Source organism: Halarchaeum sp. CBA1220 (genome assembly GCF_003721175.2).
GTDB lineage: Archaea > Halobacteriota > Halobacteria > Halobacteriales > Halobacteriaceae > Halarchaeum > Halarchaeum grantii.
On sequence record NZ_CP054707.1, the window covers coordinates 1,860,539 to 1,882,680 of the forward strand.

Genomic DNA, 22,142 nt, shown 5'->3' on the forward strand with positions numbered 1-22,142 from the left:
CTGATGGCGTGGCGGAACCTCGGACGGAACCGGATGCGGACCGTGCTCGCCGCGCTCGGCATCATCATCGGCGTCATGGCGATTGCCTCGCTCGGCATGGCGACCGTCGCGATCCAACAGCAGGCCTCCTCACAGCTCGGCAGCCTGACGAATCAGGTGTCGGTCTCCGCCGGCGAGGACCTCGACACGGACGGCCTCACCGACGACCAGCTCTCGGAGATCGAGAGCATCGCGGCGGACGCGACGGTCGTCCCGCAGAAGACGAACAACACCGAGCTCACCTCGCGGAGCGGGGCGACGGCGCGGGTGAGCGTCACGGGGGTGACGAACGCCGCCGCGCTCTACGACGTGTCGGCGGGCGAGTCGCCGAGCCGGCTGACCACGGGCGCGCTCGTCACAAACAGCACCGCCCAACAGCTCGGCCTCGAACTCGGCGACCCCGTCGAGTACGACGGCCACCTCTATCGGGTCCGGGGGTTCATCGAGTCCGAGACCGGCTTCGGGCCGGGCGGCGGCCGGGGCGAACTCGTCCTCCCCGTCTCCGCGCTCTCCGACCAGCAGTACTACGACTCGGTGACGGTCATCGCCGAGGACGGTGACGCTGCGAGCGCGCTCTCCGGCGACCTGGACGCGTACTTCAACACGGAGGACGAGACCGCCCTCCAGATACAGAGCTACTCGGGCGTCCAGCAGAACATCGGGGGCTTCATGGACACGCTCCAGACCGCGCTCCTCGGCATCGGCGGCATCTCGCTCGTCGTCGCGAGCGTCGCCATCCTGAACGTCATGCTGATGAGCGTCATCGAGCGCCGGGGCGAGATCGGCGTCCTGCGCGCCGTCGGCATCCGGCGCGGCGAGGTGCTGCGCATGATCCTCACCGAGTCCGCCTTCCTCGGCGTGCTCGGCGGACTCGTCGGCGCGCTCGGGAGCCTCGGCGTCGGGCTGGTGCTCTTCAGCGTGCTCGCGGGCGACGCGACGGCCGTCCTCCAGTGGGCGAGCTCGCAGTACCTCCTCTACGGCCTCGCGTTCGCGGTCGTCGCGAGCGTCCTCAGCGGGTTCTACCCCGCGTGGAAGGCCGCGAACGAGTCGCCGGTCGACGCCCTCCGGGGATGAGCGACCGCGCCGCTCCGGACGAGCACACTCGCCGGCTCCTCGAGTGGATCGCGGAGAACGAGAACCGCCGCCGCGTCGTCCGCGCGCTCTGCGAGCGTCCCCGGAACACGAACCAGCTCGCCGACGCGCTCGACCTCCACTACCGGACGGCCCAACACCACCTGCGGCGTCTGCGCGAGCGCGGCGCGCTCACGTCCGTCGGCGACGGCTACGGCGAGACGTACTTTCCGGCGGACCGCGTCGCGTCGTATGCGTACCGCCTCGGCGCCACGGAGGACGCGGATGAGTGAGCGCGCACGGAGAACGCTCGCCCTCTGCGCCGTCACCGTCGCCGTCTCGGCGGCCGTCGCCTCCGCCGCACCCACCCTGCTCGTTCCCCGCTATCCGCCGGGCGTCTTCGGCGTCCTCGTCGGGCTGAAACTGTTCTTCTCCACGGCGACGCTGACGTCGCTCTGTGCGCTCCTCGTCACGCACGCGCGACTCTACCGCGACGTCCCGACGCCGTTCGCGCGGGGCCTCCTGCTGTTCACGCTCGCGTTCCTGCTCTACGCGGCGACGTCGAACCCCCTGCTCCCCCTCCTGTTCGGCTTCGGCCCGCCCGATCCGATCGGCGCGTTCACGTTCCTCCCCGACCTGTTCGCGTGTCTCGCCGCGCTCACCCTCTACCACCAGAGCGCGACGTAGTGGGGAATTTGTGCCTCAGTCGGGGCGAAACTCGGCGGCTCTACTTGTCCCCGTCGTCGCAACTGTCGCGCGTGATGGACTGTGGCGACCAACACGACCGGAACCCGAAAGCCCTCCGACTCGAGCGCTACCTCCGCGAGCGCGTCCGCGACGGTGCGTTCTACTGCAAGAGCAAGGACATCGCCGCCGACGTCGCGCTCACGCCGAGCGAGATCGGCCAGTTCCTCCCGCGATTCGACGGCGAGCGCGGCGTCGTCGTCGAGCGATGGGCGTACTCGGGCGGGACGCGCTGGCACGTCCGCCCCGCCGAGGAGTGAGCCGCCCCGACCGCGCGGCATTTCACCTCCCGTCCCCAACCCCGGTGTATGACCGGACGACGCGCACGCGGCATCGACCGCCGGGCGTTCGTGAAGTCCGCGCTCGCCATCGGCGGTGCGAGCGCGCTCTCGGCGTGCCTCGACCGGACGGACGACACCGACGTCCCGACCGGCTCCTCGACGTCGCTCCCGGAGCGCCAGCACGCGTGGGGCGCGTTCGTCGAGCGCGACGAGCACGGGAACGCCGTCCCCGTCCCGCACCGCCTCCTCCTCCTCCTCAACTACGACGGCGACGGCACCCCCACCGAGGGCGAGCGCGAGACCGTCGAGCGCGCGCTCGCGACGCTCGAGGACGCGTACGCGTGGAGTCACGACGGCCTCCTCTCGACGATGGCGTACTCGCCGTCCTACTTCGAGCGCTTCGAGTCGTCGCTCCCCGAGCGCGTCGACCTGCCCGCGCCCGAGGCGCTGGCGTCCTTCGAGGACCCCGCCCTCGACACGGCCGACGCCGCCCTCCACCTGGCGAGCGACCACGGCCACGTCCTGCTCGCCGTCGAGCAGGCGCTCAAAGGCGAAAAAGACGCCCTCAACGGCGTCACCGTCGACGCGACGCTCACGGACGTCTTCTCGGTCGCGGAGCGCCGCACCGGCTTCACGGGCGACGGCCTCCCCGCCGAGAACCAGGACGTGCGCGGCGTCCCCGACTCCGAGCCCGTCCCCGAGGACGCCCCGCTCTACATGGGCTTCAAGTCCACCTACGAGAAGACGCAGGCGAGCGAGGACCGCGTCACCATCCAGGAGGGCGCGTTCGCGGGCGGCACCACCCAGCACGTCTCGCACATGCTCCTCAATCTCCAGCAGTGGTACGAGCAGGACGACCGCGAGCAGCGCGTCGGCAAGATGTTCTGTCCCTATCACGCCGAGAACGACGTCGTGGAGGGCGCCGGGGACAACCTCGGGTCGGACGCGAAGATGGAGAAGGCCAAACCCGCAGAGCGGGCCGCCGACGAGGACGGCGTCGTCGGGCACAGTCAGAAGATGTTCTCGCTGCGCGAGGACGGACGCCCCATCATCCTCCGACGCGACTTCGACTCCACCGACGGCGGGCACGCCGGCCTCCACTTCGTCAGCTACCAGCGCGAGATCGGCGACTTCCTCGACACCCGCGACGCCATGACCGGCGCCGACCTCGCCGCCGAAACGCCGGTCGGCCAGCGCAACAACAACGGCATCCTCCAGTACATGAGCGTCACCAGCCGAGGGAACTACCTCGTGCCGCCGCGCTCGAAGCGAGCCCTCCCCACGCCCGAGGGCGATGCCTAACCGCCGCGCCTTCCTCGCCGGCCTCGGCGCAGGCGGCCTCGGCGCCCTCGCGGGCTGTTCGACGCTCAACCTCACGCGCGAGGAGACGCAGGGCTCGCAGTCCGGCGACCCCCCGCTCCCGGACCGCCCGAACGCCGTCTACTACCCCTCGCACGTCGACGGCATGCTGATGTCCGGGGCGCAGATGCGCGACGGGATCGGGTGCGCGCTCACCTACACGCGCCCGCATCGCTTCTGGCTCGTCTCCGGCCGCGAGACCACCCGTGTCCCCGCGCGCGCCGCCGCCGTCATCCACGTCATGCCCGTCGTCTGGCACGCCGAGACGGGCACCGTCCTCACCGACCGCGCACCCACGCTCCACTTCTACGACGGCGACACGCTCGTCACCGCCGACGCCCCGTGGCCGATGCTCTCCCAGCGCATGGGCTTTCACTTCGGCGACAACGTCGTCCTCCCCGGCGACGGCGGCAGCTACGACGTCAGCGTGCGCGTCGGCGCGCCCGCCGTCCGTCGCACCGGCGCGCTCGCCGGCGGCCCCGACGCCGTCACGTTCGACTTCTCGCTCGCCTACTCGCAGGCCGAACTCGACGCCGTCTCCCGCCGATACCGACGCGACGCCGGCGAGCGCGGCGCCGTCGACCCGATGGGGATGGAGATGCTCCCCGCCGGCGGCGTCCCCGCCCCCGCCGACCTCCCGGGGCGCGTCCTCGGCACCGCGACGACCGGCGACGCCGCGCTCGTCGCCACCGTTCTCGACGACGCCACGGCCTACGGCGGCGACGACTCCCAGTGCTACCTCGCCGTCTCCGTCAGGACGCCCTACAACCGCTACCCGCTCCCGATGACCGGCCTCCGAGCCGAAATCGCCGGCGAGACGCGCGACCTCACCGAGACGCTCGACCCCGATATCGGCCACCACTACGGCGTCGTCCTCGACGCGGCGCCCGAGACGGTCGACGTCACCGTCACCGCTCCCCCGCAGGTCTCGCGCCACGAGGGCTACGAGACCGCCTTCCTCGACATGCCCGCCGTCACCATCGACGCGTCTACCGGGGAGTGAGCGGCGGGACGAGAGCGACACCGGACTCGCGAAAGCCGACACGCCCTATCGGCCGCTGGGTTCTCGCTCGCTTACGTTCGCGAGAACCGAGGCAGCCTAGCGGCTGCTGGGTTCAGTCGTCCTCACGTCCGACTGAACCAACGCGGAGCGAAGCCCCGCTGGGCTCTCGCTCACTTACGTTCGCGAGAACCACCGCTGGAGGCGGCTCGTGATGCCGAGGTAGCGCTTCGTCATGATGACCGAGGTGTCGACGCGCCGACCGACCTCCTCGGGTATCGCGCCGAAGGTGAGCTGCTGGAGGAGGCTCTCGCGGGTCGCGCCGATGACCGTGAGGTCGTAGTCGTTCGCGCGCTCCACGATGGCGTCCGCGACGTCGTCGCCCTCGACGAGCTGGCTGTCGGCCGCGACGTCACCGAGGACGTCCATGGTGTCCTGGATGCGCTCCTCGGCGTCCGCGCGCTCCTCGGCGTCCGCACCCGTGGAGACGACGTGCGAGACGGTGACGTGCGCGTCCTGTGAGCGCGCAATCGCGCCCGCGATTTCCGCCGCGAGTTCGGCGTGCGGACCGCCCGCAGTCGGAAGGAAAAGCTCCTCAACCGACCCGTCGGACGCGCCGACCCGCTCAACGAGGACGTCGCAGTCCGCGTCCGTGACGACGGTGTCGAGGTTGCTCCCGAGCACGAAGTCGCGGCGGCGCGAGCGCCCACGCCACCCCATGAGGACGGCGTCGCTGCCCTCCTGCTCGATCGTGTTCAGGATGGCTTGGGCGACGTCGTGGCCGATGCGGACCGTCCCATTGACGGGGACGTCCGCGTCCTCCGCGACCGTCATCGCCTCACGCAGGACGTCGCGCTTCTCGTCGACGAACTGCCGGCCCTCGTCGAGCGGCGTCTGCTGCGGGACGGTGACGACGCTCATCACGAGGATTTCGGCGTCGCGCTCCTTCGCGAGGTCGACTGCGGTCCGCATGAACTGCTCGGCGTGCTCGGGGTTCGCAATCGGGACGAGGATCTGGCTCTCGCGCTCGCTCGGCGTCCGCTCGTGGACGACCGTCGGGGCCTGCTCCTCCATGCGCTCGCGCTCGCGGGCCTCGCTGTAGCCGTAGTAGACTGCGGTCCCGAGCGCGAACCAGATGATCATCGTGACGAGCGCGACGAACCCCTCGGACTGCGGGCCGACGCCCGGCGAGAGGCCGAGCGACGTGAGGAGGAACGGCGTGAGGAGGAGCTGGAAGACGATGCCGAGTATCGGGATCACGGGCATGAACGGCACCTCGAACGGCCGTTCGAGGTCCGGGCGGTTCTTCCGCATCGCGATGACGGCGACGTTCACCATCGAGAACAGGAGGAGGAACATCACCGAAGAGGACGCCGCGACGGACTCGATGGGGAGCGTGAGCGCCATCAGCCCGATGATGGTCGCGGAGACGATGATGGCGAGGTAGGGCGCGCGCGTCTCCGGGTGGATGCTCGACATCGCGTCCGGGAAGAGCTTGTCGCGGCTCATCGAGAACGCGATGCGCGAGGACGCGTAGAGCGTCGCGTTCAGCGCGCTCATCGTCGCGGTCAGCCCCGCGATGAGGAGGAGCGGGAGGCCGTAGGGCACGAACTGGCCGGCGGCCTGGATGATGCCGAGTTCGCCGAGCTCACCGAGGAGGTTCCACGTCGCCCAGTCCGCCGGCGTCCCGGAGACGCCGGCGAAGGTCAGGAGGTCCTGCGTGATCGTGATGCCGCCGAGCGCGGCGAACGCGACGAGGACGTAGATCGGGATGACGACGACGAGCGAGTAGAAGATCGCCTTCGGGATGTTGACTCCGGGGTCGATGACCTCCTCGCCGGACTGGACGATGATGTCGTAGCCCTCGAAAGCGACGTACGTGAAGCCCATCGCGGCGAGGACGCCCGTGAGACCGTTCGCGAAGAAGCCCTGTTCGCCGAAGAACTTCGACGGCCACGTCGGGTCCTCGAACGTCGCGAGCGCGCCGAAGACGACGAAGAGGCCGAGGATGATGACCTTGATCGTGGTGACGACGATACCGATCTTCCCGGTCTCCTCGGCGCCGCGATAGTTGATGTACGCGAAGAAGGCGACGACGACGGCGGCGAGGAGTTTGTCGAGGATCGACTTCCCGACCACGCCGAACAGGAGGAAGTCGTGGTGGAGGAACCCGAGAATGACGAGGAACTCGCTGAAGAACGAGCCGAAGGTGACAGCGTAGAGCGCGCACGCGACGGCCTGTGCGAACCAGTTCGTCCATCCGGTGAAGAAGCCCCACGGTCTGGGGAGGGCTTCGGTCACCCAGTTGTACGCGCCCCCGCTACGCGGGAACGCGGAGCCGAGTTCCGCGTACGACATCGCCGTGAGCGAGGCGATGACGCCGTTCAGTAGGAACGCGACGAGCAGCGCGGGCCCGGCGAGTCCCGCCGCGAATCCGGTGAGGGCGAACACGCCCGCTCCGATCATCGCGCCGATGCCGATGAACGTGATGCCGAACAGCCCCATGTCGCGGGAGAGTTCGGCCTCGACGTTCCCTCCGCTGGCGTCTTCACTCATTATCGGTTCGTTGGATGTCGCAGTAAAAAGACTACTGACCTGCGGGCGAGCCGTGCGACCTATCGGAGGCGCCCGCTATCGCCGTCGAGGGCCGAATGCGCGACTCGGCGGCTCACCGGCTGACGCCCCGACGGAGAGCTGTGGGCCTTCCGCGCCCTCAGGACGACCAGTAGGACCGCGTGAGGAGGATGAGCACCGGGAATATCTCGAGGCGGCCCACCCACATCAGCCCGACCATCAGCAGTTTTGTCGAGTTCGGGAACGGCAGATAGCTGTTCATCGGGCCGAACGCGCCGAACCCCGGCCCGACGTTCCCGAGCGTGGAGGCCGCCGCGCTCACGCCCTCGAGGACGGTCATCCCGCCCTCGACGGCGGCGCCGTTCCAGATGACGAGCACGCTCGCGAGCGCGAACAGGACGATGTAGAGGAGCGTGAACGCCTGAATCCCCCGGACGGCGGACTCGTCGACGACCTGACCGCCGAGGCGGACGGGCTTGACGGCGTCGGGGTGGATGGTGGTGAAGAACTCGCGACGGACCGACTTCAGGACGACGAGCCAGCGCACGATCTTGATCCCGCCGCCGGTGCTGCCGGCGGAGCCGCCGACGAACATCAGCACGAGGAGGGCGTACTTCGCGGGCGTCCCCCACGCGTTGAAGTCCATACTCGCGTACCCGGTGGTGGTGACGATGGCGGCCGCTTGGAAGGCGGCGTGGCGGAGTGACGGCTCTATCGCGCCCGTGATCCGCCCGACGTTCGCGACGCTCGCGAGGCCGGGGTCCGTGTAGAGCAGGACGCCGAGCACGGCGGTCGCGACCGCGAAGACGCCGGCGTACGCGCGGAACTCGGCGTCCTCGCGGACGTGGTGGCGTTCGCCCTTCACGAAGTGCCAGAAGAGCGCGAAGTTCACGCCCGCCGCGACCATGAACGGGACGATGACCCACTGAACGACCGCGCTGAACGCCTCGATGGAGCGCGCCATCGGCGAGAACCCGCCGGTCGGCATCGTCGTCAGCCCGTGCGCGACGGCGTTGTAGAACGTCATCTTCGGGGCGAGCGGCGTGCCGACCACCGGTCCGAGGAGGTGGAGGCCGTAGAGGATGGCGATTTCGAGCGCCGTGAGGCCGACGTACAGCACCCAGAGCGTTCGAGCCGTCTCCGCGATCTTCGGCGTGAGCTTCTCGAGTCCGGGCCCGGGCGCTTCGGCGTCCATCAACTGCGCGCCGCCGACGGAGAGCTTCGGGAGGATGGCGACGGCGAGGACGACGATCCCCATCCCGCCGAGCCACTGCGTCTGCTGGCGCCACATCATCATCGCGCGCGAGTGCGCGTCGAAGGAGATGCTTCCCAGCACCGTGGCGCCCGTCGTCGTGAACCCGCTCATCGACTCGAAGAGCGCGTTCGCGGGGTTCCCGAGCGTCGACTCCGGGTGAGTGGGCGCGACGACGCCGGGGACGCCGTGGGCTTCCACGAGGTAGGGGATGGCGCCGATAGCGGCGACGAGCAGCCACGACAGCGCCACCATCAGGAACCCCTCCCGGGTGCCGATGTCGGGGTCGTCGTCGAGGCGTTCGAGGGCGGTCCCGACGCCCAGCGTCACGGCGATGGTGAGGAGGAAGGCCGGGAGGCCGCCGTCGCCGTAGTAGAGCGCGACGACGACCGGGACGCAGAGCGGGACGGCGAGATACTTCAGGATGCTCCCGACGAGGCTGAGACTCGCGCGCCAATCGACGCGGAGTATCCCGCTCATAGCTTCTCGGCGACCTCGGCCTGCGCGCCAGCGGGGACGAAGACGACGGCGTGGTCGCCGACCTCCACGACCGTGTCGCCGCGCGGCGTGATGACCTCCGTGCCGCGGGTAATCGCGCCGACGACGACCTCACCGGGGAGGTCCGCGACGGCGTCCTGGATGGAGCGCCCGGCGAGCACGCTCGCTTCGTCCACCTCGACTTCGAGCACCTCGGCGGAGCCCGGTTCGACGATGGCGACGTTCTCCGCCTGCCGCTCGCGCGTGAAGCGCGTGATCTCCTCGGCGGTCACCTCGCGCGGGTTCACGGCGACGTCGACGCCAACCGTCTCGAAGAGCGAGACGTACTCCCCCGACGCGATAGAGGCGATGGCGCGGTTCGCGCCGAGGCGCTTCGAGAGCAGCGAGACGAGCAGGCACTTCTCGTCGCTCCCCAAGCAGGTGATGACGACGTCCGCGCCGCCGACGTTCTCGCGCTCGAGGAAGTCGGCGTCCGTCGCGTCGTGCGCCATCACCGTCGTCTTCGGGAGTTCTTCGGCGAGTTCGCGCGCACGGGCTTCGTCCTGCTCGATGAGGCGCGGGCTGAAGCCGCGCTCCTCGAGGAGGCTCGCGACGAGGAAGCCCTGCTGGCTCCCGCCGATGATGATGACGTCCTCGACGTCGCTCACCGCCGTCTCCGGTGCGACGGCGGCCGCGAAACGCTCGACGCTCGCGGGCGTCCCGATAACGAGGACCTTCGACGACGGCGGGATAACCGTCTCGCCGTGCGGGATCGTCGCCTCGCCGTCCTCGATGATCGCCGCGAACGTCAGCGACTCGAAGCGGTCGGCCTCTTGGACCGTTTGGCCGGCGAGCGGGCTCCCCTCGACGACCTCGAACTCCGCCATCTGGACGCGCCCGCCCGCGAACGGGTCGACGTCCGTCGCCGTCGGGAAGCCGATGACGCGGACGATGGACTGCGCGGTCAGGAGGTCGGTGCAGACCATGAAGTCCACGTCGAACGCGCGCGGGGAGCGCCGCCACGTCTCCAGGTAGGTCGTCTTCTGGACGCGCGCAATCGTGAACGGGTCGCCGAGCGTCGCGGCCGTCCCGCAGACCGCGAGGTTCGTCTCGTCGTTGTCCGTGGACGCGACGACGATGTCGGCATCGCGGACGCTGGCTTCTTCGAGCACCGCGGAGTCGGTGCCGTCGCCTTCGACGGGGAGGACGTCGGCCTCGTAGGTCAGTTGTTCGACGCGATCCGAGTCCACGTCGACAACGACGACGTCGTGGCTCTCCGCGAGACTCGCGGCGATGCTGGAGCCGACTTCGCCGGCGCCGACGATTACGACTCGCATCGTCGAGCCCTCCGTGCGTGCATACGCATTCCCAATACGCGCACAGGAAAAGTCGGTTTCGACCGACGGGTCGCGGCGTCCACCCCCGCGAACACCCGTGCCGACGGGCCACTGCGCGGCACCGTGTCGGCGAGGAGGCGTCGGCGAGTACCGCGCAGGCGTGCCTTCGCCCGCCACGGACGCTGGGCGCGCTCAGTCTTCGCTGGGCGTGCGCGCCGGGCCCTCGGCGTACTTCCGTTCGAACTCGCCGATGAGGGTGCCCATCTTCGCGTACCAGTCGTTGAGGGTGCGCTGTAGTTCGCGGGCGATCTCCTCGCCGTCGCGGGGTTCGTAGACGTGATAGTAGCCCCCCTGCTCGTAGTTCACCTGCTCCTTGCGGATGAACCCCGCTTCGAGGAGGCGCTGGACCGAGCGGTAGGCCGTCGAGCGCTCACGGCTCACCGCCTCGGCGATCTCGTCCACCGTCAGCGACTCCTCGCGCTCACAGAGCACCTCGAAGATATCCCGGTCGAGCGCTTTCAGGTCGTGGAAACACTCCAACAGCCCCTCGCACTCCATGTCCGCCCGGAGCATCTCGCTCATCGAATCGGCCATTCGTCGCCCGACGTACGATGCGTGCGCGTAAAAGCGTTCGTTCGAGCCGTGAGCCGCCGACGCCGCCGCCGTCCCCCTACGGTGGCGCCGTCCCCCCCGTGCGGTGGGGGGTCGAGCGTCCGCGCTCGCCGCCACCGCGCGCAGTATTGCGTATAGCGATATGTGATTTACAAGTCCGCTAGCGGACCGAAATCAATTGCCACGGTGACAACGAAACCTCGCACGGTGGGTCTCCGCCATCGCTATACGGTGGGCGGGCGAACACCGGACGATGGTCCGGGAACCCGGTCGGATCCGAACCGCACTCCTCGTCTGCCGACGCTTCCTCGCCGTCGGACTCGCGCTCGCCCCGTTCGCGCTCACGCTCCTCCGCGACCGGCGGCGCTTCCTCCTCCTCGGGGGAGCGCGCTCCGTCGACGACGCCACGCACGCGCGGCGCGCGAACGCGCTCCGCGAGACGCTCGACGACCTCGGGCCGACGTTCGTCAAGCTCGGCCAGTTGCTCTCGACGCGCCCGGACGTCCTCCCCCCGACGTACACGCGCGAACTCGCGGAGCTCCAGGACCGAGTGCCGCCGGCGGAGTGGGAAGCGGCGCGGGCGGTACTGGAGGCGGAGGTGGGGCCGGTCGAGGAGGCGTTCGACGAGTTCGACACGGACGCGATCAGCGGCGCGAGCCTCGGGCAGGTCTACACCGCCCGCCTCGAGGGCGAGCGCGTCGCCGTCAAGGTTCGTCGCCCCGGCATCGAGGCCGCCGTCGAGGCCGACCTGCGCGTGCTCGAGGCCGTCCTCCCGCTCGTCCTCCGCGTCGCGTCACCTGGACAGCGCTTCACTATCGAGAACGTCGCCGCCGAGTTCGCGCAGACCCTGCGCGAGGAGATCGACTACAGGCACGAACGCGACGCGCTCGAGACGGTGCGCGCGAACGTCGCCGACGACGAGCGCGTCGTCGTCCCGGCGTCCGTCGACTCGCACTCGGGCGAGCGCGTCCTCACCATGGAGTACGTCGACGGGGCGCGCATCGACGACGTCGAGGCGTTGGACGCGATGGGCGTCGACCGCGACGCGCTCGCCGAGCGCCTCGAGCGCGTCTACATCCGGATGATCCTCGAGGACGGCGTCTTCCACGCCGACCCCCATCCCGGGAACCTCGCCGTCCGCGAGGACGGCGCCATCGTCTTCTACGACTTCGGGATGACGGGACGCCTCTCCGAGGAGCGCCGCGAGCAACTGCGCGCGTTCTACGGCGCCGCCGCGAACGACGACGCCGAGGCGATGGCGGACGTCTTCGTCGAGATGGGCGCGCTCGACCCCGCCGCCGACCGCGCGTTCGTCACGGAGGTGCTCGCGCTCGCCGTCGAGCACCTGCGCGGCGAGCACGTCGACAGCTCACAGATCCGCGAGCTCGTCCGGGGCTTCGAGGGGACGCTCCACGAGATCCCGTTCCGAATGCCACAGGACCTCGCGCTCGTCGTCCGCATCGCCACCGTCCTCGAGGGGGTCTGTCGCACGCTCGACCCCGACTTCGACACCGTCTCCGTCGTCGAGGAGTACGTCGCGTCGGAGCGCGAGGCGATGGTGCGCGAGCGCGTCGCGGAGACGGCGCGCGACGTCGGTGGCGACGTCACGGCCTCGGCGCGCTCGGCGCTCCGCGTCCCCCCGAAGGCCGAACGCGCGCTCGAGCGCGTCGACAAGGACGACCTCGAGGTGCGGACGGACGTCGCCGACGAGAACGCCGTCCTGCATCGACTCGCGCGCCGCCTCGTCCTCGGGGTAGCGGCGAGCGCGGGCGTCGTCACGACGACCTATCTCTACACGGCGGGGCTGACCGACGCGACGCTCGTCGTCGGTGGTGGGACGCTCTGCTGTCTCGGCCTCCTCTATCGCTCCTTCGGCTCCTCGGGCCGCCAGCGCGCCGTCCGCGAGGCCGGACAGGTCGCCCAGCGATCCTTCGAGAACCGCGGCGGTCGTCGCTGACGGTCCCGGGGACCGCCGACACCGACTCGTGGCGGTCGCGCTCCTCCCCTCACGACGCGAGTACGGAGTCCGCCGCGTGACTGCGCGGCCGCCCGGCCGTCCGGCCGTCGCCCCGGGACGCCGCCGCGCTCTCCCCCCCGTAGCACTAACCCGAGAATCCGGTACCACAGAGCAGGTGGAGATATGCGTGAATGTGGGTCCCGAAGTTAGAAGATACAGCTATGTAGTACCACAGATGACGCCATATACAGTAACAATTGGACCGATAAGGTCACTTATCCACTCGTCGGGGACACCTTCTTGGTGGTGGGGCGTGACGCTCCGCGTACGACCACCGATGTACGCCACGACGCGACCCTCCCGTCTTCGACCTGCCACGGGTGGGGTGAACGACCGCGAAACACGGTTCGACGGCATCGGCGCCGAGCGACGAGACGCGATTGTCGCGCTGGATGGCGACTCAGCGCGTCACGAGTCCGAATGGCCCGAACATGTCGGAAACACTACTACGGGTACGCGAGTGTCCCGCGTGACTGTCGCCGGAGACGGTCGGTCGACCCACGCTCGCCCCCGGGGGTGTCTCGCGTGAGCTCCGAGGACGACGCCGAGCGGACGTCGGTGAAGACGTACGTCCCGCGCTACCAGAAGGAGTCGTGGAAAGAGCGCGCGGACGAACTCGGGATGACGCAGAGCGAGTTCGTGCGGACGATGGTGCAGGCGGGCGTGCGCGACCTCGGTCTCGACGGCGCGGGCGCGAGCGGGTCGGACGGCGGGGACGACGTCGGCGAGGACGACGGTGGGGCGGGCCTCGATGCCCGCGTCGTCGCCGAACTCCGCGAGCGCGGCGTCGCCGACTGGGAGACGCTCCTCACCGCGCTCACCGGCGACTTCGAGGAACGCCTCGAGGAGACGCTTGCGGCGCTCGACGACGAGGGCACCATCCGGTACAGCCCGCGTGACGGTGGCTACGTCCTCCGCGAGGCCGACGAATGAGCGCGGAGGAGGCCGTGGACGTCGAGGACCCCGTGGGGTATTTCCTCGAGGACATGGGCTATCACGGCAAGCACGAGCGGACGCGTGCGGCCTACGAGCGCGTCCTCCGCGAGTTCGAGGCGTTCCTCGATTCGCGCGGCGTCGCGGGCCCGCGCGCGGCGGACAGGCGGGCGTGTCTCGCGTGGGTGGCGTCGCTGCGCGAGGAGTACGCCGAGTCGACGGTCGCGACGTACGCCTCCTACTGCAACCGCTTCTACTCGTATATGACGCAGGTCGGCGCGTTCGACGCGAACCCGATGACGCTCGTCGTCGAGGAGATGGACGAGACCATCGACGCCGACCCGACGCGGCGGGAAGTGACGGTGGCGCGGATGCGCGAGTTCGTCGCGGGAATCCGCCATCCGCTCGACCGCGCGGTCGTATTGGGGCTCCTGAAGACCGGGCTCAGGGTGGGTGAGCTCTGCAATCTCGACCTCCGGGACGTCGCGCTCGCTCACGCGGGCGCCCGCGAAGCGTACCCCGATCTCGGGACGCGCGGGCGTCTCGACGGCCGCCCGGACACGCTCTTCGTCGACCCGGACGTCTCGGCGGGCGAGGCGGCGAACGGCGAGGTCCGCTCGGCGTCGAACAAGCGCAAGCGGGTGACGCTCGTGCCCGTCGACGACGAGCTTCGGCGCGCACTCGTGCGCTGGCTGGCGATCCGGCCGGACGCGCGCTCCGAGGCGGAGCCGCTCTTCTGCTCGACGAGCGGTGCGTGGGGGGCGCGCCTCACGCCGGAGATGGTCCGCAAGACGGTCGAGACGTACGCCCGCGACGCCGGCTGGTATCGGACCGGCGGGGGCGCGGCGGAGAACGTCACGCCCCACTACTTCCGGCACTTCTTCACGACGCACCTGCGGGACAGAACGGGCGACCGGGGCGTCGTGAAGTACCTCCGTGGCGACGTCGCGGACGACGTCATCGACACGTACACGCACAACTGGGGGGACCGCGTGCGCGACGTCTACCTCGCGAACGTCTACGACCTCGTCTAGAGGTCGCGCGTCGCCGTTTCGCCCTCAAGGACGGCCTCGATGGCCCGGATGTCGACGACGCCGTGCTCGCCGTCCGGGTAGATGTCGCGCCCGGTGAGGAGGCGGTCCGCGAAGTAGTCGAACTCCTCCTCCATCTGGTCGACGGCGTCGAAGTCGACGTCGACGGTTTGGGTCCCGCGCGTGAGCGTGAAGCCGGCGTCGTGGCGGTTGAAGAACGCGGGGTCGAGCTCGAGCTCGCCCTCGGTGCCGATGATGCGGAGGAAGCCGGTCTCGTGGGCGCGCTGTGAGGCCGAGAACGACGCGAGAACGCCGTCCGGGAAGCGCGCGGTGAACGCCGCGCGCTCGTCGGGAACGTCCCCGAAGGCGTCGTGCTCGCTGTAGAGCATCGACTGCACGTCGAGCGGGTCGGCGTCGACGATGAAGCGCGTCGTGTTCAGCGGGTAGACGCCGAGGTCGGTGACCGAGGCGCCGGGGCCGGCGAGAGCGGGGTTGAGCCGCCACTGCTCCGGGTTCGAGTTGACGTCCGCGAGGAGACGCTGGCTCATGTGGCCGTGAACGTGCGTCACGTCGCCGATGGCGCCCGCCTGCACGAGATTGCGCGCGCGCCGGATCGCGGGGTCGGTCTGCATCCGGTAGGCGACCATCAGCGGGACGTCGGCCGCCTCGCAGACCTCGACCATCGCCTCCGCGCGTTCGACGTCGGCCTCCATCGGTTTCTCGCAGAGCACGGGCTTGTCGAGGTCGGCGGCGGCCTCGACGGTCTCAAGGTGCGCGGCGTTCGGCGTACAGACGTAGACGGCGTCGTAGGCGTCGCTGGCCACACCGTCGCGGAACTCCTCGCTGGAGAGGCCGTGCTCGACGTCGAGCTCCTCGGCGGCCGCTTCGGCCTTCTCCTTCCCGCGCGAGACGAGGACGGTGGTCTCACCGAGCTCGCTCGCGGCGACGGCGGGCGCGGCCTGTTCGGTCACCCACCAGCCGACGCCGACCATCGCGAAGCGGACCGTGCCGTCCTCGGCGCTCGCCTCCTGCCAGTCGCGCGCGCGGAACTCGTCGAGGTACTCGTGGAGGTCGCTCATCGGCTCTCACCGGATTTCGGTGGGTTTGGCGGCTGTGCGGCGGTCGTCGCGGCTGCGGTCTGTGTCTGGGCCATGTGTGCGTATGTGTCTCCGTGTATAATGATTACTCGGATTCGAGTATCTCCTAACGGTTTCGAATCCGGCAGGAACGAGTCGAGGGGGTTACGTCAGACGTCGACCCACTCGCGCTTCGCGTCGCTGCGCTCGATGGCGTCAAGGGCGCGCTGGACGCCGAGACCCTCCACGAATCCGGGCGCGTAGTCCGCCTCGCCGGCGGCGGCCGCCGAGAGGAACTCGTAGTTCTCGTGGACGAACGTGTGCTCCCACCCGAGGACGTGGCCGGGCGGCCACCAGTGCTCGACGTAGGGGTCGTCCTCGTCGGTGACGAGCACGCGCTGGAAGCCCCGGTCGTCCTCCAGGAGGACGTCGAGCTCGTTCAGGCGCTCGAGGTCGAACTTCACGGAGCCCTTCGAGCCGTTGATTTCGATGGTGTTGGCGTTCTTCCGGCCGTTCGCGTACCGCGTCGCCTCGAAGGTACCCATCGCGCCGTTCGCGAACTCGACCTGCGCGCTGTAGGCGTCGTCGACGGTGACGGGCCGCGTCTCGTCCTCGCCCGGGACGGGGCGCTCGTCGACGAACGTCTGCAGGTGCCCGGAGACGCTCGTGAGGTCGTCCACGAGGAAGCGCGCGAGGTCGATGCTGTGCGCGCCGAGGTCGCCGAGCGCGCCGCTCCCCGCCGTGTCGGCGTCCATGCGCCACGTCCACGGCGCCTCCGGGTCGCTCAGCCAGTCCTGCAGGTAGTTCGCGCGGACGTGGCGAATCTCCCCGAGCTCGCCCGCCTCGATGAGGTTCTTCGCGTACTGGATGGCGGGCACGAAGCGGTAGTTGAACGCCGTCGCCGCGACGGCGTCGCTCTCGGCGGCCGCTTCGGCCATCCGTTCCGCGCCCTCGAGCGTCGGTGCGAGCGGCTTCTCGCAGAGGACGTGCACGTCGTTCTCGAGCGCGTAGACGGAGGGCTCGACGTGGACGCTGTTCGGGCCGAGGTTGTAGAAGACGTCCACTTGGTCGATGGCGTCCGCCCAGTCCGTGACGACGCGGTCGAAGCCGAGGCGCTCGGCGGCCTCGCTCGCGGCGTCCTCGTCGCGGCCGCAGACGACGTCGAGCGACGTCTCGGGGGCGTCCGGGAAGAACATCGGGAGGCGCTGGAGGGCGTTCGCGTGCGCCTTCCCCATGAACTTGTAGCCCAGAATCCCGACGGAGAGTTCCTCGCTCATGCCCAGTACGCCTCCCCGGGCTGCGTCTCGAAGACGGCGCGCTGGAGGACGTCGACGGCCTTCTCGAGGCCTTCGCGGCCGGAGGTGAGCGCGTCCTCGTGCTCGATGGAGAGCGCGCCCTCGTAGCCGACCATGCGGAGCGTGGAGACGACGTCCTTCCAGTGCTCCTCGCCGTGCCCGTAGCCGATGGAGCGGAAGAGCCACGAGCGGTCCGCGACGTCCGCGTAGCTCGTGGTGTCGAGGACGCCCTTCGTGCGGGCGTTGGCCTCGTAGACCTTCGTGTCCTTCGCGTGGAAGTGGTGGATGGCGTCGCGCTCGCCGAGGAAGCGGATGGCCTCGACGACGTCGATGCCCTGCCAGTAGAGGTGCGAGGGGTCGAAGTTCGCGCCGATGCGCTCGTTCGTCGCCTCGCGGAGCGCGAGCAGGCTCTCGGGCTCGTAGACGAGCATGTTCGGGTGCATCTCGAGGGCGACGTTCACGCCGTGTTCGTCGGCGTACTCGGCGAGGTCGCGCCAGTAGGGTATCGCGACCTCCTCCCACTGGTAGTCGAGGGCGTCGGCGTGCTCGGGCGGCCACGGCGCCGTGATCCAGTTCGGGACGCTCGCGTCGGGGCTCCCGCCGGGGAGCCCGGAGAACGTCGTAACGGTGTCCACGTCGAGTTCGGCGGCGAGTTCGATGGCCTCGCGGAGCTCCGTGTCGGCGCGCGCGGCGCGCTCCTCGTCCGGGTGGAGCGGATTGTTGTGCGTCGCGAGCGCGGAGATGCGGAGGTCGCGGCTCTCGACGGGCTCGCGGACGTCGGCGCGTGCGTCCGCGTCGTCGAGGAGGGCCGCGCGGTCCGCGTGGTCGTCGCCGACGAACCCGCCGGTCCCGATCTCGACGGCGCCGACGCCGAGGTCGGCGAGATAGTCGAGGGCTTCTTCGAGCGGTTGGTCCCCGAGGGGGACGGTGAGTACACCGATATCCATGGTAGAGGTATCCATGCAGTATTGGATAAGGATTTTCATGACGGTTACGCTGGCCCCGGAGTATCCGCTGATGTCGGAGCACGGTGCGTCCGAACGGCGACTGGTATATCATATGACGCTATATCGAATGGAGGTGCGCGAGCCAGCGGCTCCCCGGTGTGGCGAAACGGGAAAACCGGCGTTACTCGTCGAGGAGTTCGTAGAAGAGCGTCTCGTACTCCTCGGGGTCGAGGTCGGCGAGGAGCGCGTCGAGTTCGCGCTCGTACTCCTCGAGGTCGGCGAGGAGCTGGTCGTACTCGTCGCTCTCCTCGAGCGCCGAGCGGGGCTTCTGCGACTCGAGGACGGCGCGCTTCTTCGACGCGGCGAAGTACTCCGTGACCACGCGGTCGTACTCGCCGAGCGAGAGGAGGCGGTCGACGACCGAGAGGAGGTCGTCGCGGCCGACCGGCTTCGTGAGGTAGTCGTCGAACTCCATCTCGACGATGTCGAAGTCCGGGTCGACGCCAGTGACCATCGCGACGCGGCAGTCGTAGTCCGCATCGCGGATGCGCTCGAGGACCTCGTCGCCCGACAGCCCCGGCATGTGTCTGTCGAGGAGGACGACGTCGACGTCCCCGTCCATCTTCTCGAGGGCCTCCTCGCCGCTCGTCGCCGACCGCACCTCGTAGTCGTCGCCCAGCCAGATGGCGAACGCCTCCGGGATGCGCTCCTCGTCGTCGACGACCATGACGACCGGCTCCTCGTCGTCCGTCGACGAGTCGGGCGCGCTCGCCGTGCTCATCACTCCACCACCTCGCGGCTCGCGGTGGCGCCGTGGAACTCGAAGCGCGCGCCCCCCGTCTCGCCGGACGTCGCCGACACGGCCCACCCGTGGGCGTCCGCGATCTCACCGACGATGCTGAGGCCGAACCCGGTGCCGGACTCGTCGGTCGTGTAGCCGTACTCGAAGAGGTCCTCCGGCGCCTCCGTGCCGAACCCCGGGCCGTCGTCCGCGACGTAGAAGCCGTCGGGGAGCGCGCCGACCCGCACCGTCACGTCCGCGCCCGCGTGCTGGACGGCGTTCCGGAAGAGGTTCTGGAAGAGCGTCTCCAGGCGCTCGCGGTCGGCGCGGACGCTCCCGATGTCGTCCTCGACGTCGAGCGTCGCCGTCTCGACGCCCGCCGTCCGCCACGCTGCTCGCGCGACGTCGGGGAGTTCGACCGTCGCCGTCTCGCCGATCGTCTTCCCCTGCTTCGCGAGCGTCAACACGTCGTCGATGAGCGCGTCCATCCGGTCGAGCGTTTCGTCGAGTTCGTCGAAGAGTTCGTCGGTTCCGTACTCCGACTCGAGGATCGCGACGTCGGCCTTCGCGGTCTGGAGCGGGTCGCGCAGGTCGTGGCTCACGAAGGACGCGAAGCGCTCGAGTTGCTCGTTCTGACGCTCGAGTTCGCGCTCGCGCTCGACGCGGTCGGTGACGTCGCGCATGATCCCCGAGAAGACGCGCTCGCCGTCGTAGCGGTGCTCCTCGAAGGTGATCGAGAGCTGGACCTCGTGGCCGTCGGCGTGCTTCGCCGGGAGTTCGACGTCCCGCCAGTCGAGCGTCCGCTCGCCCGTCTCGAGGTAGCGCTCGATCGCCTCGTGGTGGGCGTCGTGGAAGCGCTCGGGCATAATCGTCGTCAGCGGCTCCCCGACGAGCTCGTCGGGCTCGTAGCCGAAGACGCGCTCGACCGAGCGGTTGGCGAAGAGGATGCGGCTGTTCTCGTCGATGGAGACGATGGCGTCGGAGCCGTTCTCGACGAGCGCCTCGAAGAACTCCTTATCGAGGACGCCGGGTTCCACGTTCCCGCTCTCGTCGAGGACGGTCGAGTCGGAGTCGTCGGCGTCCGACGGCGGGCCTGAAGATGACATGCGGAGTCTGAATCGCGTGGTCGTACGACTCTCGGGACGCCTATAGCTATTTCGGCACGTCAGCGCGTCGCCGCGAGTTCGAGGCGGATGTCGCGCGACGACCGCCCGACGGCGAGCGCGTACTCGCCCGGCGGCGTCGTCCAGCCCGACCCCTCGACGTAGCTGTCGAAGGCGTGCTCGGCGAGGTCGACCGACACCTCGACGCGCTCGCCTGCGGGCACCTCGACGCTCGCGAACCCCGCGAGTTCGCGCGGCGGGCGCTCGACGTCCCCGTCCTCGGGCGGCTCGACGTACACTTGGACGACCTCCCGGCCGTCGCGCTCCGACGTGTTCTCCACGGTGACGTGGACGGTCCCGTCCGCGAGGTCGGCGTCGACGTACTCGTAGTCGGCGTAGGAGCCCCCGTGCCCGAACGGGTACGTCGGCTCGACCCCCTCGCGGTCGAGGTGGCGGTAGCCGACGAAGACCCCCTCGTCGTAGTGGACGACGCCGTCCTCGCCGGGGTAGCGCCGCTCGTCCCCGCTCGTCGGATACGCCGACTCGGGCGCGAACGTCACCGGGAGGCGGCCCGACGGGTCGGCGTCGCCGTAGAGGACGGCGGCGAGCGCGTCGCCGTGCGCCTGCCCCGGGTACCAGTTCTCGACGACGGCGTCGACGTCGTTGCGCCACGGGAGCTCGACCGGCCCGCTGGAGTTGACGACGACCACGGTCCTGTCGGCGGCGTCCGCCACCGCCTCGACGAGGTCGTCCTGTCGGCCGGGGAGGCGGAGGTTCTCGCGGTCCATCGCCTCCGTCGCGGTGTCGCGCACGCAGACGACGGCGACGTCGGCCTCGGCGGCCGCCGCGAGCGCGTCCGCCATCTCCGGGTCGCGGGTCGAGCCGTCGTCTCCCTCCCCGCCGTCGGCGCCCTCCAGCAGGTCGAACATCGAGACGGCCTCGACGGGCGGCAGGCCGTACTCGACGGTGACGGGGCCGTCCGCGCGCGACGTCAGGGCGGCCTCCGGCGTGGACTCGACGACGGGCGTTGTCTCCGAGGAGCCGCCGCCCCCGAGGACTGCCTCGTCGATGTTCGGGCCGACGAGCGCGACGGCCGCGTCGTCCGCGAGCGGGAGGGCGCCGTCGTTCTTCAGGAGGACGCTCGCGCGCTCGGCGACGCGCCGTGCGAGCCGGCGATGCTCGGGCGTGTCCACCGCCCCATCTGTCCGAGAGCCGTCGAGGCGGCCGATGCGGTCCATCTGCGTGAGGACGCGCTCGGCCATGTCGTCGAGGCGTGCCTCGGGGACCGTGCCGTCGCGGACGCGCTCGGCGAGCACTTCGGCGAAGCGCTCGCAGGACGCGGCGTCCGGCATGCCGCGCGCGAGCTCCTCGGGCATCTCCACGGGGCCGTCCTCGGCGTCCGCGTCGCCGGGCAGCATCTCGCCCATCGGGACGCCCGGCATCTCGACGTCGAGGCCGCCGTTCGCGGCGGCCGCCGCGCCCTCGGTGCCGAACCAGTCGGAGACGACGTACCCCTCGAAGCCCCACTCGCCCTTCAGGACGTCTCGGAGGAGGCGCGCGTGGTCGCTCATCCGCGTGCCGTTCACGCCGTTGTACGCGGTCATGACCGACCCCGCGCCGGCGTCGACGGCCGCGCGAAACGACGGCAGGTAGAGTTCACGGAGCGCGCTCTCGGAGACGTCGGCGCTGATCGACGCCCGATAGCGCTCCTGACTGTTCGCGACGTAGTGCTTCGGCGTCGCGATGACGTCCTCGGACTCGATGCCGCGCGTGACGGCGGCGGCGAACGCCGCCGAGTGGACGGGGTCCTCGCTGAAGTACTCGAAGTTCCGGCCGTTCTGCGGAACGCGAATCAGGTTCGTCCCCGGGCCGAGGAGGGCGTCGGCGTCCATGCCGTTCGTCTCGCGGCCGAGCGCCGCGCCGTGCGTCTCCGCGAGGTCGGTGTCGAACGTCGCGGCGAGCGCGAGCGGCGCGGGAAACGCCGTCGCCTCCTCGCCGGGGACGCGCACGCCGAGCGGCCCGTCGACCATTCGGAGCGGGGGCACGTCGAGGCGTTCGATACCCCGAACGTAGCCGGTCGCGCGGTCCGACGGGTCGCTCGCGCCGTGCGTCAGCGCGACTGTCTCCTCGAGCGTCAGTTCGTCGACGATGTCGGTGACGGAGCGCTCGCTCATGTCGGGAGCGCGTCCGCCGACGGCAAAGCCGTTCGGGTC

The 22,142-nt window shown here is 70.1% G+C and carries 19 protein-coding genes; 9 read left to right on the forward strand and 10 right to left on the reverse strand.

The window, feature by feature from the left end; all coding sequences use genetic code 11:
* Window positions 1–3 precede the first annotated feature (3 nt).
* From EFA46_RS09910 to EFA46_RS09935, 6 genes are all read left to right on the forward strand, one after another.
* The gene (locus EFA46_RS09910) at window positions 4–1,113 is read left to right on the forward strand and encodes an ABC transporter permease (RefSeq protein WP_370529271.1); all 1,110 of its coding nucleotides are present in this window, start codon (window positions 4–6) and stop codon (window positions 1,111–1,113) included.
* The gene (locus EFA46_RS09915) at window positions 1,110–1,403 is read left to right on the forward strand and encodes a winged helix-turn-helix domain-containing protein (RefSeq protein WP_123076213.1); all 294 of its coding nucleotides are present in this window, start codon (window positions 1,110–1,112) and stop codon (window positions 1,401–1,403) included. Before EFA46_RS09910 ends, EFA46_RS09915 begins: the two co-directional genes overlap by 4 nt.
* Window positions 1,396–1,797, forward strand: a complete 402-nt coding sequence (locus tag EFA46_RS09920; RefSeq protein WP_255494063.1) for a hypothetical protein — start codon at window positions 1,396–1,398, stop codon at window positions 1,795–1,797. The genes EFA46_RS09915 and EFA46_RS09920 overlap by 8 nt, the downstream gene beginning before the upstream one ends.
* 74 nt (window positions 1,798–1,871) lie before the next feature.
* Entirely contained in the window at window positions 1,872–2,114 is a 243-nt protein-coding gene (locus tag EFA46_RS09925; RefSeq protein ID WP_123076211.1) for a hypothetical protein, read from the forward strand.
* Window positions 2,115–2,162: 48 nt separating this feature from the next.
* Window positions 2,163–3,437, forward strand: a complete 1,275-nt coding sequence (locus tag EFA46_RS09930; protein WP_123076209.1) for a Dyp-type peroxidase domain-containing protein — start codon at window positions 2,163–2,165, stop codon at window positions 3,435–3,437.
* On the forward strand, window positions 3,430–4,497 hold the full coding sequence (locus EFA46_RS09935; RefSeq protein ID WP_123076207.1) for a hypothetical protein: 1,068 nt from the start codon (window positions 3,430–3,432) through the stop codon (window positions 4,495–4,497). The genes EFA46_RS09930 and EFA46_RS09935 overlap by 8 nt, the downstream gene beginning before the upstream one ends.
* A gap of 174 nt (window positions 4,498–4,671) precedes the next feature.
* Here the strand turns inward: EFA46_RS09935 and EFA46_RS09940 are convergent, their stop codons facing one another.
* From EFA46_RS09940 to EFA46_RS09955, 4 genes are all read right to left on the reverse strand, one after another.
* Window positions 4,672–7,050, reverse strand: a complete 2,379-nt coding sequence (locus tag EFA46_RS09940; RefSeq protein ID WP_255494064.1) for an amino acid permease — start codon at window positions 7,048–7,050, stop codon at window positions 4,672–4,674.
* 157 nt (window positions 7,051–7,207) lie between these two features.
* Complete coding sequence (locus tag EFA46_RS09945) at window positions 7,208–8,800, reverse strand: TrkH family potassium uptake protein (protein ID WP_123076205.1); 1,593 nt, start codon at window positions 8,798–8,800, stop codon at window positions 7,208–7,210.
* Window positions 8,797–10,134, reverse strand: coding sequence for a Trk system potassium transporter TrkA (gene trkA / locus EFA46_RS09950; protein WP_123076203.1), 1,338 nt, complete (start codon window positions 10,132–10,134; stop codon window positions 8,797–8,799). Before trkA ends, EFA46_RS09945 begins: the two co-directional genes overlap by 4 nt.
* 192 nt (window positions 10,135–10,326) lie before the next feature.
* Window positions 10,327–10,728: a helix-turn-helix domain-containing protein gene (locus EFA46_RS09955; RefSeq protein WP_123076201.1), complete on the reverse strand. Its 402-nt coding sequence runs from the start codon at window positions 10,726–10,728 to the stop codon at window positions 10,327–10,329.
* Window positions 10,729–10,999: 271 nt separating this feature from the next.
* Between EFA46_RS09955 and EFA46_RS09960 the strand changes: the two genes are divergently transcribed.
* The 3 genes from EFA46_RS09960 to EFA46_RS09970 all read left to right on the forward strand — a co-directional run bounded on the left by EFA46_RS09960 (window position 11,000) and on the right by EFA46_RS09970 (window position 14,730).
* The gene (locus EFA46_RS09960) at window positions 11,000–12,703 is read left to right on the forward strand and encodes an AarF/ABC1/UbiB kinase family protein (protein ID WP_123076200.1); all 1,704 of its coding nucleotides are present in this window, start codon (window positions 11,000–11,002) and stop codon (window positions 12,701–12,703) included.
* A gap of 585 nt (window positions 12,704–13,288) precedes the next feature.
* Complete coding sequence (locus EFA46_RS09965; protein WP_123076198.1) at window positions 13,289–13,696, forward strand: DUF5805 domain-containing protein; 408 nt, start codon at window positions 13,289–13,291, stop codon at window positions 13,694–13,696.
* Window positions 13,693–14,730, forward strand: a complete 1,038-nt coding sequence (locus tag EFA46_RS09970; protein ID WP_123076196.1) for a tyrosine-type recombinase/integrase — start codon at window positions 13,693–13,695, stop codon at window positions 14,728–14,730. Before EFA46_RS09965 ends, EFA46_RS09970 begins: the two co-directional genes overlap by 4 nt.
* Here the strand turns inward: EFA46_RS09970 and gfo6 are convergent.
* The 6 genes from gfo6 to EFA46_RS10000 form a co-directional block, all read right to left on the reverse strand.
* Window positions 14,727–15,806 (reverse strand): D-xylose 1-dehydrogenase Gfo6, encoded by a 1,080-nt coding sequence (gene gfo6 / locus EFA46_RS09975; protein WP_123076194.1) that lies wholly within the window; start codon window positions 15,804–15,806, stop codon window positions 14,727–14,729. The genes EFA46_RS09970 and gfo6 overlap by 4 nt on opposite strands.
* Window positions 15,807–15,973: 167 nt before the next feature.
* Entirely contained in the window at window positions 15,974–17,080 is a 1,107-nt protein-coding gene (locus tag EFA46_RS09980; RefSeq protein ID WP_123076192.1) for a Gfo/Idh/MocA family protein, read from the reverse strand.
* Complete coding sequence (locus EFA46_RS09985) at window positions 17,077–18,045, reverse strand: sugar phosphate isomerase/epimerase (RefSeq protein ID WP_123076190.1); 969 nt, start codon at window positions 18,043–18,045, stop codon at window positions 17,077–17,079. Before EFA46_RS09985 ends, EFA46_RS09980 begins: the two co-directional genes overlap by 4 nt.
* Window positions 18,046–18,226: 181 nt before the next feature.
* On the reverse strand, window positions 18,227–18,826 hold the full coding sequence (locus EFA46_RS09990) for a response regulator (protein ID WP_123076188.1): 600 nt from the start codon (window positions 18,824–18,826) through the stop codon (window positions 18,227–18,229).
* A complete protein-coding gene (locus EFA46_RS09995) occupies window positions 18,826–19,932 on the reverse strand; it encodes a PAS domain S-box protein (RefSeq protein ID WP_123076186.1) in 1,107 nt (368 codons plus the stop codon). Before EFA46_RS09995 ends, EFA46_RS09990 begins: the two co-directional genes overlap by 1 nt.
* Window positions 19,933–19,991: 59 nt before the next feature.
* The gene (locus tag EFA46_RS10000; protein WP_123076184.1) at window positions 19,992–22,103 is read right to left on the reverse strand and encodes a beta-glucosidase; all 2,112 of its coding nucleotides are present in this window, start codon (window positions 22,101–22,103) and stop codon (window positions 19,992–19,994) included.
* Between the last annotated feature and the right edge of the window lie 39 nt (window positions 22,104–22,142).

Bases quoted from the DNA above. Each gene is read 5' to 3' on its own strand.
- EFA46_RS09995 (WP_123076186.1), bottom strand. From the start codon at position 19,932: ATGTCATCTTCAGGCCCGCCGTCGGACGCCGACGACTCCGACTCGACC.
- EFA46_RS09970 (WP_123076196.1), top strand. From the start codon at position 13,693: ATGAGCGCGGAGGAGGCCGTGGACGTCGAGGACCCCGTGGGGTATTTC.
- EFA46_RS09930 (WP_123076209.1), top strand. From the start codon at position 2,163: ATGACCGGACGACGCGCACGCGGCATCGACCGCCGGGCGTTCGTGAAG.
- EFA46_RS09915 (WP_123076213.1), top strand. From the start codon at position 1,110: ATGAGCGACCGCGCCGCTCCGGACGAGCACACTCGCCGGCTCCTCGAG.
- EFA46_RS09990 (WP_123076188.1), bottom strand. From the start codon at position 18,826: ATGAGCACGGCGAGCGCGCCCGACTCGTCGACGGACGACGAGGAGCCG.
- trkA (WP_123076203.1), bottom strand. From the start codon at position 10,134: ATGCGAGTCGTAATCGTCGGCGCCGGCGAAGTCGGCTCCAGCATCGCC.
- EFA46_RS09940 (WP_255494064.1), bottom strand. From the start codon at position 7,050: ATGAGTGAAGACGCCAGCGGAGGGAACGTCGAGGCCGAACTCTCCCGC.
- EFA46_RS09955 (WP_123076201.1), bottom strand. From the start codon at position 10,728: ATGGCCGATTCGATGAGCGAGATGCTCCGGGCGGACATGGAGTGCGAG.
- EFA46_RS09985 (WP_123076190.1), bottom strand. From the start codon at position 18,045: ATGGATATCGGTGTACTCACCGTCCCCCTCGGGGACCAACCGCTCGAA.
- EFA46_RS09980 (WP_123076192.1), bottom strand. From the start codon at position 17,080: ATGAGCGAGGAACTCTCCGTCGGGATTCTGGGCTACAAGTTCATGGGG.
- EFA46_RS09925 (WP_123076211.1), top strand. From the start codon at position 1,872: ATGGACTGTGGCGACCAACACGACCGGAACCCGAAAGCCCTCCGACTC.
- EFA46_RS10000 (WP_123076184.1), bottom strand. From the start codon at position 22,103: ATGAGCGAGCGCTCCGTCACCGACATCGTCGACGAACTGACGCTCGAG.
- gfo6 (WP_123076194.1), bottom strand. From the start codon at position 15,806: ATGAGCGACCTCCACGAGTACCTCGACGAGTTCCGCGCGCGCGACTGG.
- EFA46_RS09945 (WP_123076205.1), bottom strand. From the start codon at position 8,800: ATGAGCGGGATACTCCGCGTCGATTGGCGCGCGAGTCTCAGCCTCGTC.
- EFA46_RS09920 (WP_255494063.1), top strand. From the start codon at position 1,396: ATGAGTGAGCGCGCACGGAGAACGCTCGCCCTCTGCGCCGTCACCGTC.
- EFA46_RS09910 (WP_370529271.1), top strand. From the start codon at position 4: ATGGCGTGGCGGAACCTCGGACGGAACCGGATGCGGACCGTGCTCGCC.
- EFA46_RS09935 (WP_123076207.1), top strand. From the start codon at position 3,430: ATGCCTAACCGCCGCGCCTTCCTCGCCGGCCTCGGCGCAGGCGGCCTC.
- EFA46_RS09960 (WP_123076200.1), top strand. From the start codon at position 11,000: ATGGTCCGGGAACCCGGTCGGATCCGAACCGCACTCCTCGTCTGCCGA.